Below are 13,576 nucleotides of genomic sequence, written 5' to 3' on the forward strand. Positions count from 1 at the left end.
CATCGAGCCGAGATCATCGACCCGATCGCACCTGTGGCCTGCCTCACACCAGTATGCACAGTTGCGAATAGGTGCGTTGACGAGAAACTCGAATCGGCGCGAGTGAACACTCTCGCCTCGCACTCGATGAACCGATGCATCCCACGCACTTGACTCGACCGATGTTAGCGCTCACACTGTGTTGCACACGTCACAGCAAGTGGCACCGCGAAGGAGTTTTGCATGCCGGTTGACCAGTACACGGTAGGTGTCGATTTCGGCACCCTGTCCGGACGCGCCGTCGTCGTTCGCGTGTCCGACGGTGCCGAAATTGCCTCGGCAGTCCACGATTACCGACACGCGGTGCTCGAGGAGACGCTGCCCGGCGGCACGGTTCGGTTGCCCGACGCGTGGGCACTGCAGGTGCCCGACGACTATCGCGACGTCCTGCGCCGCGCGGTGCCTGCCGCTCTGGCCGCCGCGGGCATCGAACCCGACCAGGTCGTCGGCATCGGTACCGACTTCACCGCGTGCACCATGGTGCCCACCTACGCCGACGGCACTCCGCTGTGTGAGGATCCGCGCTTCGCCGATCGGCCGCACTCGTACGTGAAATTGTGGAAACACCATGCAGCACAGGGGCAGGCGGACCGCATCAACGATCTGGCAGAGCAGCGCGGTGAGAGTTGGCTCCCTCGCTACGGCGGACTGATCTCCTCGGAATGGGAATTCGCCAAGGCGCTGCAGATCCATGAGGAAGACGCCGAGATCTACGACGCGATGGACCGATGGGTCGAAGCGGCCGATTGGATCGTCTGGCAACTCTGCGGACATTACGTGCGCAATGCGTGCACTGCCGGATACAAGGGGATCTATCAGGACGGGCACTACCCGTCCGCGGACTTTCTCAGAGAGTTGGCACCGGGCTTCGGTTCCTTCGTCGCCGACAAACTCGATCAGCCCCTGGGCGAGTTGGGTTCTCGCGCAGGTACGTTGACCGCTGAGGCCGCGCGATGGACCGGGCTGCCCGAGGGCATCGCCGTCGCTGTCGGCAACGTCGACGCGCACGTGACGGCCCCCGCGGCCGGAGCGGTGGAACCGGGCCGGATGGTCGCCATCATGGGAACCTCGACGTGCCACGTGATGAGCTCGACCGTCCTCAAGGAAGTTCCCGGAATGTGCGGGGTGGTGGACGGTGGAATCGTCGCCGGATCCTTCGGCTACGAGGCAGGACAGAGCGGCGTCGGCGACATCTTCGGATGGTTCACACGGACCTCGGTTCCCGCGTCGTACAGCGAGGCGGCGGAAGCGGCGGGTGAGTCGGTACACGAGCACCTGACGCGTCTCGCGCAGACGCAGGACGTGGGTGAGCACGGGCTCGTCGCGCTCGACTGGCACAGCGGAAACCGATCGGTCCTGGTCGATCACGAACTCTCCGGGTTGGTCATCGGAACCACGCTGGCGACGCGGCCCGAGGACACCTACCGCGCGCTACTCGAAGCAACGGCGTACGGAACCCGAGTCATCGTCGAGACGTTCCGCGACAGCGGCGTTCCGGTCGAGGAGTTCGTGGTGGCGGGAGGGTTGGCACGCAACCCGCTCCTGATGCAGATATACGCCGATGTGCTGCGAATGCCGTTGTCGGTCATCGCTTCTGCACAGGGACCGGCACTGGGATCGGCCATCCATGCCGCGGTGGCAGCCGGGTGCTACCCCGATGTACCCGTCGCGGCGAAATCGATGGGCAAGGTACGTCGCGGCGCATTCGTGCCCGACGAATCACGCTCGGCGGCCTACGATTCCCTGTTCGAGATCTATCTGGAGTTACACGATCGATTCGGCCGAGACGTGCCGACCATGCGCCGACTGCGGGCGCTTCGACGTGACGCACTGACGCGAAAGGTGGACGCGTCATGACGGTCGTCGACGATGTGCGCGAGGTCATCGAGGAAGTGCGCCGTGACGTGTGCAGATTGCACGCCGAGTTGGTGCGCTACGGACTGGTGGTCTGGACGGCAGGCAACGTCTCGGCGAGGGTCCCCGGCCGGGACCTCATGGTCATCAAGCCCAGCGGAGTCTCCTACGACGACCTCACGCCCGGCAACATGGTGGTGTGCGATCTGCACGGCAGGGTGGTCGAGGGTGACCATGCACCCTCCTCGGACACCGAGGCGCAGGCCTATGTGTACCGGCATCTCGACCACATCGGCGGTGTGGTGCACACACATTCGCCCTACGCGGTGGCGTGGGCGGCCCGAGGAGAACCCATCCCTGTGGTCACCACCATGTGCGCGGACGAATTCGGCGGAGACATTCCGGTCGGCCCCTTCGCCGTGATAGGCGACGACTCGATCGGACGCGGCATCGTCGATACCCTCGCCGACAGTCGATCTCCGGCGATCCTCATGCAGAACCACGGTGTCTTCGCGGTCGGCCCATCCGCCCGATCTGCGGTGAAAGCCGCGGTCATGTGCGAGGACGTCGCGAGGTCGGTACACCTGGCTTATCAACTGGGACAGCCTCTTCCCATTCCGAGCTCGAAGGTCGACGCACTCTACGACCGCTATCAGAACGTCTACGGCCAGCGCTGACCGGCGCGCCCGATCTTCTCTCCCCGGAGGTACCCCCATGTCCGAAATATGGTTTCTCACCGGCAGCCAAAGCCTCTACGGCCCCGAGACCCTCGAGCAGGTAGCAGTTCAGTCTCGCGAGATCGCAGACAAACTCGATGCGGCACTGCCCGTCTCGGTGGTCTGGAAGCCGGTGCTGCTCGACGCGTCGTCCATTCTGCGCCGTATGCGCGAGGCGAACGCCGCCGACGAATGTGTGGGCGTCGTGACCTGGATGCACACCTTCTCCCCCGCCAAGATGTGGATTGCCGGCCTCGACGCGTTGGATGTCCCGCTGCTGCACCTACACACGCAGGCCGGAATGTCGTTGCCGTGGTCGACGATCGACATGGAGTTCATGAATCTCAATCAGGCCGCCCACGGGGACCGCGAATTCGGACACGTCGAATCTCGGGTGGGTGTTCTGCGCACGATCGTGGCAGGTCACGTCGACAACCCCGCGGTGATCGAGCGTGCGGAGCAGTGGGTGCGAGCAGCTCTCGGCCGCGCGGAGTTGAGGTCACTGTGCCTGGCACGTTTCGGCGACAACATGCGCGACGTCGCAGTGACGGAGGGCGACAAGGTCGAAGCCCAACTGCGATTCGGAGTCTCCGTCAACACGTACGGCGTCAACGATCTGGTCGAGGTCGTGGACGGCGTGAGCGAATCGGCCGTGTCCGACCTGATCGACGAATACCGGTCGTCGTACGACATCGCACCGAGTCTCGACAAGGGCGGTGACCGCCACGACTCGCTCCGCTACGGTGCCCGGGTCGAGGCCGGGCTGCGGAAGTTCCTCACCGACGGTGGATTCAAGGCCTTCACCACGAACTTCGAGGATCTCGGTGGGCTTCGCCAGTTGCCAGGACTCGCGGTGCAGCGCCTGATGGCCGACGGGTACGGGTTCGGCGGTGAGGGCGACTGGAAGACCTCGATGTTGTTGCGCGCCATGAAGGTGATGGCCGAGGGACTCGACGGTGGAACGTCGTTCATGGAGGACTACACCTACAACCTCGTCCCGGGGGCCGAGAAGATCCTGGGCGCACACATGCTCGAAGTATGCCCGTCGATCACGACCTCGCGGCCTACGCTCGAGATCCATCCGCTCTCCATCGGCGGCCGCGAAGACCCGGTGCGCCTGCGCTTCACCGCCGATCCCGGCCACGGCATCGTCGTCGGACTCTCGGACGTCGGTGAACGATTTCGATTGACGGCCAACGTGATCGACGTCGTCGAGCCCGACGAGGCGCTACCGAATCTGCCGGTGGCCTGCGCTGTGTGGGAGCCGCAGCCCTCGCTGTCGGTATCGGCCGAGTCGTGGCTGACCGCAGGGGCACCCCACCACACGGTTCTCAGTACCGCGATCGGCCTGCCTGTGCTGGAGGCATTCTCGGACATGATCGGCGTCGAGCTGCTCACCATCGACTCCGCAACCACCACACGTCAATTCCAACAGACACTGCGATGGAACGCGGCATACCACCGACTCGCGGCGAAGTTGTGAGGTCGTTGCTCCGGCCGCCGGCTCACCCGTGACGTCTTCGGTATTCCTGTTCGGCTCCGGGGTGGAGGGGGATGCTTCCGGTCATGACCAATGACCGCGCGTCGAGAAATTGGCTGCCGATCGCCTGACCGGGCACCAGCGCGGACGACTGATCGAGAAGCACACTCACCAGTGCAGCGACCACGCGGTCCGGCACGTCAGGATGTGCCAGCAGAAGATTCGGAATACCGACGGTGGTGACCTCCGGATGCTCGCCGTACACGTTCGGCGGCACCGGCACCGCCTCGTACGCGGTACCGAACTCGCGTCTGAGATCAGTGACGACGGTGCCCAGATCGAGTAGACGAATCGCGGCTCGGGGCTGGGCAAATGCCGGAGTCGGCAACCCGCCCGCCCACATCACGGCGTCGATTTCGTTGCCCGTCAGTGCATCTGCTGCCGAGCTCATCGACAGCTGAACCTGATCGACAGCACCGCCTTCGGCCACACCCGCTGCGCGGAGGACTCGCTGCGACACTTCGGTGGCACCGGATCCCGGGGCACCGATGCTCACCTTTCTCCCTCGCAGACCGTCCATGGACTCGATATCGGAGTCCGCTCGTACAGCCACTTGGAAGTAGTTCTCGTAGACGCACCCGACCGCCGCCAGCTCTCCGCTCGGATGGCTGTAGGCGGCGTCCATGAGCGTCAGGGCCAGCTCGGCCTGCCGTGAACCCAACGCCTCGAGGTTGTCGACGGAGCCGGCCGTCGTGAGTGGAAAGACCTCGGCGACATCGGTTTTCGCGGCAGCGTCGGACAGCAATCCGGCGAACTCCCAGAAGAACCCGCCGACCTCGCCTGCCGCGAGGCGCAGCTGCATCGGCGGGTCCGAGGCGCAGCCACCCACGACGGCAGCGCTCAGGGCCAGCAGACCGGCCTGCAGCGCCGTTCTACGTGAGAACGACGCTGCGGGCTCGGCCATGCCAGTCACTGTAAGGCGTAGCCGGTCACTGGAACGCTCGGCCCTGCTCTCGGTCGAGCACGGTCTCGGACTTGTTGCGCAGTACGAAGATGTACACCAGCAGCGAGATGGCGATCACGACCGTCACGTACAGAATGAACCAACCCACGTGCCCACCGTTCTTCGCGGCTTGATAGATCAGTGGTGCCGTGCCGCCGAAGGCCGAGTTGGCGAGTGCGTACCCCAAGCCGACGCCGAGTGCGCGGACGTGCGAGGGGAACAGCTCCGCTTTGACGATCGCATTGATCGAGGTGTATCCGGTGAGGATGACGTAGCCGACGCACACCAGTGCAAGTGACTGGACCACCGACGTCGCCGTCGGAAGGTACGTGATGAGTACGTAGGTGTACAGCACGCCTCCGATGCCGAAGAAGACGAGCAGCGGCTTGCGACCCACCTTGTCGCTGATCATTCCGCCGATGGGCTGCAGCAGCATGAGGAAGACCAGACCGGCGAGGTTGATCCAGGTACCGGTCATCCCCCGGTCCTCGTATGCGGTCTTGACCATCGAGGGTGCATTGACGCTGTAGGTGTAGAACGCGATGGTGCCGCCGGCCGTCACCATGAAGCAGATCAGCAACGCCCGCCAGTGATTGGCGACCAATTCCTTCAGGGAGCCGGAGGCTTTGTCCGCACCACTGCGCACTGCGTCGAGTTGATCCTCGGTCAAGGATTCGTCCATGCTGCGACGCAGCCAGAAGACCACCACTGCGGCCACTCCGCCGATGAAGAAAGCTATGCGCCAACCGAAGTCCTCGATCTGCTCGCGCTCGAGGAACACCTGCATCAGCAGCAGAGTCACCTGTGCGAGCACGTGTCCACCGACGAGGGTGACGTACTGGAACGACGAGAAGAATCCCCGACGCTCGCGGGTGGCGGCCTCGGACATGTACGTCGCCGACGCACCGTACTCACCGCCGGTGGCGAAGCCCTGAACGAGACGGCACAGGATCAGGATCACGGCGGCCCATACGCCGATGCTCTCTCGTCCCGGAGTGAGCGCGATGACCAGCGAGCACGCCGCCATCATCGAGACGCTGAACGTCAGCGCTGCCCTGCGCCCGTTGCGGTCCGCGTAGCGGCCGAAGAACCACGACCCGACCGGTCGCATCAAGAACGTGACCGCAAAGATCCCGTACACGTAGATGGTGGAATTCTTGTCGGCGGAGTCGAAGAACTGATTCTCGAAATAGGTCGCGAAGACGGTGTAGACGTACACGTCGTACCACTCGACCAGGTTGCCGGACGACCCCCGCAACGTGTTGAAGACGGCACGGCGGGTGGCAGCGCGCGAGGAGACGGGTGGACTCGGGAGCGTCGAACCGGTGAGCGAGGTGGCCTCGTTGGCCATGGTTTGGTCCTTCCACATTCAGCGGGCAATTGGGCTGCCGGGCAACGATCGGCAACCGAAGCCTCCCTACTGTGACGGCAAGCACAGCCTGGAACCAAGCCGTTTCGGATTTCCTAACACTCCCTTAGGAAACGGCCCTCGGAAGCCGCAGCTCGATCCGAAGTCCCACTGGTCGACCCGCCATGACTCGAAGTGATCCACCGGCTCGCTCGGTCAGGGCGTGGACGATCGACAGACCGAGACCGGTACCGTCGCCGTGCGCACCCGACGCTCGATAGAACCGGTCGACGACCTTGGCGAGCTCGTCTGCAGGCACGCCGGGTCCGTTGTCGGACAACCACATCGTGACGTCCGCGTCACCGGTTCGGTAGCCGACCTCGATGCCGGTGCCGGAGCCGGCGTACTTGGTTGCGTTGCTCAGCAGAGCGTCGAGAATTCGAGTCAGGTCGTCCTCGGACATCGCAACGCGACACTCCGTGTCGGCTTTCGGCTCCGAGACGTGCACGGTCATGTCGGCCACGGCTATCGAGCTCGACCAGAATCCGACTCGATCTGCGACGACCGCACCGAGGTCACACCCTGGGGATCGAGTGGTCGTCGGGGTTTCGGCAGCTGCGAGAACGAGCAGGTCTTCCACAACGGAGCTCAGACGATCGACCTCGAGCGTGGTCCGCAGGTGCGCATCGGTTGCCGAATCCGGAACCCGCATTCCCAGAACATCCATCCGAATTCGCAACGCTGCCAGTGGGTTCCGGAGAGCATGGGCAGTATCGGCCACCAATCGGCGTTGCGCAGCGGTGGCGGCCTCGACGTCGTCGGCCATTGCCTCGAAGGCACTGGACAGCTCACGCACCTCCGGTGGCCCGACATAGGGCACCGGTTCGAGTCGTTGCGAACCTTCGATCGACGCCTGATCGTGGAACTTGTCGCCGAACGAGTGGACTCGCGAGGACAGTGCGGTGAGCGGACGAACGACCCAGCGCGACAACGCAACAGCGATCACCGCGACCGTTGCGAGAATCAGCATGGCACCGAGGGCGATGACCGCCCAGGTGATCGCGACGTCCCTACGCGCAGAACCGGTGGACGCCTCGAGAACCACTGCGCCGTCCACTTGGGTGCCCCCACCGACCGGTGCGGCAATCAACACCGAGGAATCCGACCACGGCGTCAGACTCGACGGTAGGTCACCACGCTGATTGCGCAACGCTCCTGCCACCGCCTGCTGGACGTCGTCGCGCTGCAGGTCCAGGCCGGACACCGCGCGTGCCTCTCCGGTGCGGTCGACGACCGCAACGCCCTCCTCGTACAGATTGTTATAGCGCTGCACCGATTCTCGGATACGGGCCACGCCGGATTCGTCTTCTCGTGAGCTGAGTTCGGCAAAGAACGATGCTGCCGCGGCCCTGTTCTCGCCGAACCGTTGGGCCCGTTCGCGACCGACCAGGAGCGCGAGAGGAACCGACAGCGCAAGCACGACGACGGTGGAGTAGATCATCAACACCAACAGGACACGCCGTCGCACGTCAGGTGTCCCAGCGGTAGCCGAAGCCGCGGATGGTGACGATGGCACCCGGGCGATCGAGCTTGGAACGCAATGCAGTCATGTGCACATCCAGCGTCCGCGAGATCGCTACGTACGCATCGCCCCAGATGGCGTCCATCAACTGTTCCCGGCTCACCGCTTCGCCGCGACGCGTCACGAGATGCGCCAACAGGTCGAACTCCTTGGTAGTCAGTGCAACAGCGCTTCCACCGACTTCCACGGCACGACCGGAGAGATCGACGACGACGTCCCCGAGCGTCAGCCTGTCCGCCGCGGGTCCCGACGCCGAACTTCGACGATGTGCGGCCACCTCGAGTCGGGCGTGTAATTCACCCAATCGAGCCGGCTTGACTACGTAGTCGTCTGCGCCGCCGCGCAGGGCCCGTACCACCGAGCGCTCGTCGTCCCGCGCCGTCAGTACCACCACCGGAACCGAACTCAGCGTCCTGAGCTTCCGCAGAACCTCGAGGCCGTCCATGTCGGGCAGCCCGAGATCGAGCAGCACGACGTCCATGTCGTGGTAGCCGAGCAGGGCGTCGGCGCCGCGGCGCATACGGACAGGCGTGTGCCCCACCTCGGTCAACGCGTCCACCAACGCGTCGCCGAGTCCGTCGTCGTCTTCCACCACAGCAATTCGCATCGAACTCAAGATAGGCCACCATCGGGGGTGGACGCGGGCATGAGTGTTCACGATCGGGTGTCATGCGCGGGATACCGCCGTTGGGCGACGGTAGTGAACGTTCAGGTGCGGCCCGTGTGAGCACGGAACCCGTCAGGCTGGGGTGCTCGCGCGAAGGCCGGGTGCCAGTGCGATATCGATGACCTGCTGGAGCGTCAGTACGCCCCTGGCATTCACATCGATTCGGGTGCCGTCGGTCGCGCGCGCAATGACGCGACTCGCGTCTTTGCTGTCCTGAATGTCGAGCACTGTTCCGTCGGCCTGCGTCGAGCGCTCGTCGACGACGCCCGCGAAGCACGGACCGACCGGCTCGGAGGAAAGCCAGACAGTGACTGTCAGCGTGCCGGTCCGATCGCCGACGGTGATGGTTCCGAACGCGTCGGCGTATCCGTCCAGTGACTGCCGTACTGCGAGTGCGTCGAAGCCGAAGGCCGGTGCGAACGGTTCGGGTTCGACGGTCGCTCCGGTGGGTAGTGCCGCGATCAGGGCATCGGTCATCGCTTGTGCTTTGGCCTCGAATCTCCACGGCACCTCGGAAATGTCGGCGTCACCCTCGCTGACGAATGCGTAGTTCACTCGCACCAAGTCCTCTGGCTGAACGACCTCCTCGCAGCCAGGAATGACGACTGGGTCAGGCTGCGGTTCGTGCAGCAGGCCGGCGACAACTGTGCCGGCAGCAACGATCCCGACGATCACCGCAACCGTCGACCACACCGAGCCCTGTGCGCCTGTCGAATTCATGCAGTCCTCGCCGTCTCGGGATGGGTCGTGTCGTCATTCTGGCATCTCGGGGGTGTAGTTCTGGACCCAGCGGGGCACACCCATGATGTACATCCATCGGCGACCTGTCGCCCCGACTCCGTGGAGATTTCATGACGATGCCGACCGACGCAAGCGATGCAGTCCCCTCGCAGGGCAGCAACGACGGCCCCCGAGAGCACACCCCCGAGACGGACGCCGTCGAAGGCGCGCACGTGGACGAGGAAAACGTGCCACACCCTCCCGAGAGCGGAAACGCGCCGAACTGAACCGCGGTTCGACGGCATGATCGATACATGATCACGAATCCGTCCGTTGAATACGTCGGCCTTACGGTGGCCTGACCACGAGTCAGTGCTGATTCCTCGGTAACTGGAACCCGCGAGCATCTTTGCCCGAGTTCGATTGGTGAACAACGAGATCGCGCAAACGCACGCGCATCCGTCAGACGCGCGCGAGTTCGTCCACTATTCCGCGAGCATCCGGCGAACGCGCGCGCGTTTGCGGCGGCACTGATGGACGCCGCACTCGATGTTCGGCGCAGCGGGATGACGTTCCGGACGTGTTCGCCCCGCAGCCACAGTGAACAGCAGAGGTTTGCCACCGCAGAAGTCACCGGCACACCTCGGTCAGTAAGGTCTAAGGATGACTGTGCGAGCAGGTGTGGTGGTCACGGGAACCGAGGTTCTGGCCGGTCGGGTCACCGACCGGAACGGCCCGTGGGTGGCTCAACGACTTCTGGAGATGGGCGTAGACGTTGCCCATATCACCGTGTGCGGTGATCGCCCGGACGATCTGACTGCGCAGGTGCGGTTTCTGGCCGATCAACGTGTCGACTTGATCGTCACCACCGGTGGTTTGGGTCCGACCGCGGACGACCTCACCGTACCGACCGTCGCCGCGTTGTACGGCCGCGAATTGGCGCTGGATGCCGAGCTCGAAGATCGCATCCACGCGATCGTGCAACGGTGGCGAAGCCGCATGAGTTCTGCAGCCGACTCCGAGCCGCTACGGGCCGGTATTCGGAAGCAGGCGATGGTTCCCCAAGGCGCGCAGTCCATTTCACCGACCGGAACCGCACCCGGGGTCGCGATACCGTCCGACGAGTCCAGGTCACTGCCCGCCGTCCTCATTCTGCCCGGCCCACCTCGCGAACTGCAGGCGATGTGGCCGGAGGCCCTCGACAGCGCACCCGTCGCCGAGGTCCTCGCCCGCCGCACGCAGATGCGCCAGGACACCATTCGCGGCTACCGACTGTCCGAGGCCGACCTCGCCGAAACGCTGCGAACGGCAGAGCGCGAGATCACGGGATTCGACGATCTCGAGATCACCACCTGTCTGAGTCTCGGCGAGCTCGAAATGGTGACCCGTTACGCCGAATCGGCGAGACCTGCGTACATGGATCTCGAACGTCTCGTCGGGAAAATCCATGGTGCACGAGTCTTTTCGACCGACGGGTCCACCATCGACGACATCGTCGCGCACCGTCTGTCCGGGCATCGGATCGCCACGGCAGAATCGTGCACCGGAGGGATGATCGCCGCACGCCTGACCGACCGCGCAGGATCGTCGGCGTACGTCATCGGCGCGGTGGTGTCCTACGCCAACGAGGCGAAAACGGGCCTGCTCGACGTCCCCGCCGAGGTCATCGACCAACACGGAGCGGTCAGCGAGCCAGTGGCCGCGCTGATGGCCGAAGGCGCACTGAATCGACTGAACGTCGACATCGCGGTATCGACCAGTGGCGTCGCGGGCCCGGGTGGTGGCACCGAGGCCAAACCGGTCGGGACCGTCTGCTTCGCTATCGCCGTCACGGGCCGACCTACCGTCACCCACACCCTTCATCTCCCCGGGGACCGGGCAAGTGTCCGTGCACTGTCGACCACCGCGGCAATGCATATGCTCGCCGACGCGTTGGAGACTCGCTGAAGGTCTTGTAGACAGCGCAGGAGGGACCCACACATGTCATCACCAACGGACCACTCTGAGCACCATTCACAACCAACTGTGGACGGGCAGCCAACGGGTCGCCGACTTGCCGTCGAAAAAGTCCGTTTCATGAGCATCGTCGGCGCATCGACTGCGCTGCTGCTGTCGGCCGTCACCTATATGTGGGCCTTCGCAAAGGGTGTGGACTTCGTCCGTCTGCTCATCGTCGAGGGCCTCTCCTCCGACAAAGCGCTGGTCAAACTGTTCGAAAGTATCGACTCCATCCTGATCGCGACCGTGCTTCTCATCGTCGGATTCGGTCTGTGGGAATTGTTCGTCCACGACCTCGACCTGCCGCCTTCACTGACAACCACCTCGTTCGGTCAGTTGAAGAGGCAGACCGCAGGAACGCTGCTGCTGGTACTCGTCGTGCGATTCCTCGAAGTGTCCATCACCAGGCCGGAACCTGATGAGCTCATCGCACAGAGTGTTTCCACCGCGTTGGTCGGCGGTCTACTGATCGTGTTCGCAACCTGGCATCGCAGTCCGTGAGTCATCGTCGCTATCGGCCTGTGCATGCTGGTATGGCTGTCGTCGATTCCATTCCCCGCGATGCTGAGCCGGGTGGCAGGAGTGCTGGCGAGCGCCTCGCTGTACATCTACCTGATCCATTTCCAGGTCTACCTGCCGCTACGCGACGACCACCCATGGTTGGCGTTCGCCCTGTCGATTCTGTACTGGAAGGCGGTCGAATTCGTGCTGTCTCTCCGTAGTCGAATCATGCCGCGATCGAGGGCAGTCCGTTCCGACATCGTCGCACCGTCCGACTTGTCAGACTCCCGACCGCGGGAGGACAATTTGCCACCATGGCATTGATCTCGAAGGGCTTCGTGGGCCGTCGACGCGGCGACGACGGGCGTACTCCCCCCGGTCAGTATCTGACCAAGGATTTTCCCGTCCTCGCGATCGGGCCTGCGCCCGTGGTCGCGACCGACACGTGGTCGTTCTCGATCACCACCGAACGCGGCGAGACTCGCAGCTGGACCTGGAGCGAATTCGCGACTCTTCCGCACGAGACTCCGACCGTCGACATCCACTGCGTCACCAAGTGGTCGAAGCTCGACACCACCTGGAAGGGCGTGAGCCTGGACGTTCTGCTGGACGGTCTCGATAGCGATGCCGGCTACGTCGTGGTGCACGGCTTCGACGGCTACACCACCAATCTTCCCCTCGAGGACCTCAGGGATGGGAAGGCCTGGCTGGTCACCGAGTTCGACGGCGCTCCCCTGACTCGCGAACACGGCGGTCCGGCAAGGCTTCTGGTCCCGCATCTGTATTTCTGGAAATCGGCGAAGTGGATCTCACGCATCGAGCTCACCGTGGAGAACGAACAGGGCTTCTGGGAGCGCGGCGGGTACCACGACTACGGAGATCCGTGGCGCGAACAGCGATACCAGGGCGACTGACGTGACATCGGCGGCCGGGGCGAAACCTTGGCTCGTTGCCACGGTGGCGACCGTGCGGCGTGAGACACCCACCGCGTCCACCCTCGTTCTCGACGTCGACGGGTGGCCCGGCCATCTTGCCGGGCAGCACGTGGACGTCAAGCTCACCGCCGAGGACGGCTACAGCGCACAGCGAAGCTACTCCCTGGCGTCGGCACCCGACGGAACGTCGCGCATCGAGATCACGGTGCAGAACGTCGCGGACGGCGAGGTATCGCCGTACCTGGTCGAGGCCGTCGAGGTCGGCGACCGCATCGAAATCCGCGGGCCGGTGGGTCGATGGTTCGTCTGGCGGCCGTCACGGCCCTCCGAGACCCCGTCTCCACCGATCCTGTTGGTGGGCGGCGGTTCCGGCATCGTCCCGCTCCGCGCGATGGTTCGTGCGCAGGCGTCCGCGGACGGCGGTCGGGTGCCGTTCCGGGTGCTGTACTCCGTGCGCGAACCCGCGGAGGTCTACTTCGCGGACGAATGGGCTCGTCCACCGGCCGGCGTGGACGTCACCATGATTCATACGCGGCGTGCTCCTGCCGGTAACGCACGGCCCCTCGGCCGCATCACGGTCGAGGACCTCGACGCGCACGGATGGCCGGCGGAGTTCGAGCCGCGTTGCTACATCTGTGGCCCCACGAGTTTCGTGGACACAGTGGCCGACATGCTGGTGCAGCGGGGCCACTCGGCAGCGAACATCCGAACGGAGCGTTTCGGACCGAGCTGA

14 protein-coding genes are annotated in these 13,576 nt (G+C 64.4%); 9 read left to right on the plus strand and 5 right to left on the minus strand.

Going from position 1 to position 13,576, the window contains the following annotated elements:
• The first annotated feature begins 222 nt into the window (after positions 1-222).
• The 3 genes from araB to araA are packed head-to-tail and all read left to right on the plus strand — an operon-like array spanning position 223 to position 4,092.
• Positions 223-1,896 carry a ribulokinase gene (gene araB, locus QM615_RS06005; protein ID WP_149405226.1) on the plus strand — a complete coding sequence of 558 codons (1,674 nt, stop codon included), beginning with the start codon at positions 223-225 and terminating at the stop codon, positions 1,894-1,896.
• Complete coding sequence (locus QM615_RS06010) at positions 1,893-2,570, plus strand: L-ribulose-5-phosphate 4-epimerase (protein WP_149405225.1); 678 nt, start codon at positions 1,893-1,895, stop codon at positions 2,568-2,570. The genes araB and QM615_RS06010 overlap by 4 nt, the downstream gene beginning before the upstream one ends.
• 37 nt (positions 2,571-2,607) lie before the next feature.
• Positions 2,608-4,092, plus strand: a complete 1,485-nt coding sequence (gene araA / locus QM615_RS06015) for an L-arabinose isomerase (RefSeq protein ID WP_149405224.1) — start codon at positions 2,608-2,610, stop codon at positions 4,090-4,092.
• Between the two features lie 22 nt (positions 4,093-4,114).
• Here the strand turns inward: araA and QM615_RS06020 are convergent, their stop codons facing one another.
• The 5 genes from QM615_RS06020 to QM615_RS06040 all read right to left on the minus strand — a co-directional run bounded on the left by QM615_RS06020 (position 4,115) and on the right by QM615_RS06040 (position 9,409).
• Entirely contained in the window at positions 4,115-5,053 is a 939-nt protein-coding gene (locus tag QM615_RS06020) for a TAXI family TRAP transporter solute-binding subunit (protein WP_149405223.1), read from the minus strand.
• Positions 5,054-5,078: 25 nt separating this feature from the next.
• Entirely contained in the window at positions 5,079-6,443 is a 1,365-nt protein-coding gene (locus QM615_RS06025; RefSeq protein ID WP_149405222.1) for an MFS transporter, read from the minus strand.
• A 124-nt stretch (positions 6,444-6,567) separates the two neighbouring features.
• On the minus strand, positions 6,568-7,968 hold the full coding sequence (locus QM615_RS06030; protein ID WP_262498269.1) for a sensor histidine kinase: 1,401 nt from the start codon (positions 7,966-7,968) through the stop codon (positions 6,568-6,570).
• A gap of 1 nt (position 7,969) precedes the next feature.
• Positions 7,970-8,629 carry a response regulator transcription factor gene (locus QM615_RS06035; protein WP_149405221.1) on the minus strand — a complete coding sequence of 220 codons (660 nt, stop codon included), beginning with the start codon at positions 8,627-8,629 and terminating at the stop codon, positions 7,970-7,972.
• A 132-nt stretch (positions 8,630-8,761) separates the two neighbouring features.
• The gene (locus QM615_RS06040; protein ID WP_149405220.1) at positions 8,762-9,409 is read right to left on the minus strand and encodes a hypothetical protein; all 648 of its coding nucleotides are present in this window, start codon (positions 9,407-9,409) and stop codon (positions 8,762-8,764) included.
• A 131-nt stretch (positions 9,410-9,540) separates the two neighbouring features.
• Here QM615_RS06040 and QM615_RS06045 point away from each other — a divergent pair, with 131 nt between their 5' ends.
• The 6 genes from QM615_RS06045 to QM615_RS06070 all read left to right on the plus strand — a co-directional run bounded on the left by QM615_RS06045 (position 9,541) and on the right by QM615_RS06070 (position 13,576).
• Positions 9,541-9,696, plus strand: a complete 156-nt coding sequence (locus tag QM615_RS06045) for a hypothetical protein (protein ID WP_188078550.1) — start codon at positions 9,541-9,543, stop codon at positions 9,694-9,696.
• Positions 9,697-10,072: 376 nt separating this feature from the next.
• Positions 10,073-11,356 (plus strand): competence/damage-inducible protein A, encoded by a 1,284-nt coding sequence (locus QM615_RS06050; protein WP_149405219.1) that lies wholly within the window; start codon positions 10,073-10,075, stop codon positions 11,354-11,356.
• A 129-nt stretch (positions 11,357-11,485) separates the two neighbouring features.
• Entirely contained in the window at positions 11,486-11,908 is a 423-nt protein-coding gene (locus tag QM615_RS06055) for a YqhA family protein (RefSeq protein ID WP_188078549.1), read from the plus strand.
• A gap of 24 nt (positions 11,909-11,932) precedes the next feature.
• Positions 11,933-12,232, plus strand: a complete 300-nt coding sequence (locus QM615_RS06060; RefSeq protein WP_262498268.1) for a hypothetical protein — start codon at positions 11,933-11,935, stop codon at positions 12,230-12,232.
• Positions 12,223-12,822 (plus strand): sulfite oxidase-like oxidoreductase, encoded by a 600-nt coding sequence (locus QM615_RS06065; protein WP_149405217.1) that lies wholly within the window; start codon positions 12,223-12,225, stop codon positions 12,820-12,822. The genes QM615_RS06060 and QM615_RS06065 overlap by 10 nt, the downstream gene beginning before the upstream one ends.
• Position 12,823: 1 nt before the next feature.
• Positions 12,824-13,576, plus strand: a complete 753-nt coding sequence (locus QM615_RS06070; RefSeq protein WP_149405216.1) for a ferredoxin reductase — start codon at positions 12,824-12,826, stop codon at positions 13,574-13,576.

It is taken from the genome of Rhodococcus sp. IEGM 1341, from assembly GCF_030056895.1.
Classification (GTDB): Bacteria; Actinomycetota; Actinomycetes; order Mycobacteriales; family Mycobacteriaceae; genus Rhodococcoides.

Excerpts from the sequence above, each read along its gene's own strand:
- QM615_RS06020 (WP_149405223.1), bottom strand. The coding sequence starts at position 5,053 with ATGGCCGAGCCCGCAGCGTCGTTCTCACGTAGAACGGCGCTGCAGGCC.
- QM615_RS06050 (WP_149405219.1), top strand. The coding sequence starts at position 10,073 with ATGACTGTGCGAGCAGGTGTGGTGGTCACGGGAACCGAGGTTCTGGCC.
- araB (WP_149405226.1), top strand. The coding sequence starts at position 223 with ATGCCGGTTGACCAGTACACGGTAGGTGTCGATTTCGGCACCCTGTCC.
- QM615_RS06025 (WP_149405222.1), bottom strand. The coding sequence starts at position 6,443 with ATGGCCAACGAGGCCACCTCGCTCACCGGTTCGACGCTCCCGAGTCCA.
- QM615_RS06010 (WP_149405225.1), top strand. The coding sequence starts at position 1,893 with ATGACGGTCGTCGACGATGTGCGCGAGGTCATCGAGGAAGTGCGCCGT.
- araA (WP_149405224.1), top strand. The coding sequence starts at position 2,608 with ATGTCCGAAATATGGTTTCTCACCGGCAGCCAAAGCCTCTACGGCCCC.
- QM615_RS06055 (WP_188078549.1), top strand. The coding sequence starts at position 11,486 with ATGAGCATCGTCGGCGCATCGACTGCGCTGCTGCTGTCGGCCGTCACC.
- QM615_RS06045 (WP_188078550.1), top strand. The coding sequence starts at position 9,541 with ATGACGATGCCGACCGACGCAAGCGATGCAGTCCCCTCGCAGGGCAGC.
- QM615_RS06065 (WP_149405217.1), top strand. The coding sequence starts at position 12,223 with ATGGCATTGATCTCGAAGGGCTTCGTGGGCCGTCGACGCGGCGACGAC.
- QM615_RS06040 (WP_149405220.1), bottom strand. The coding sequence starts at position 9,409 with ATGAATTCGACAGGCGCACAGGGCTCGGTGTGGTCGACGGTTGCGGTG.
- QM615_RS06035 (WP_149405221.1), bottom strand. The coding sequence starts at position 8,629 with ATGCGAATTGCTGTGGTGGAAGACGACGACGGACTCGGCGACGCGTTG.
- QM615_RS06060 (WP_262498268.1), top strand. The coding sequence starts at position 11,933 with ATGCTGGTATGGCTGTCGTCGATTCCATTCCCCGCGATGCTGAGCCGG.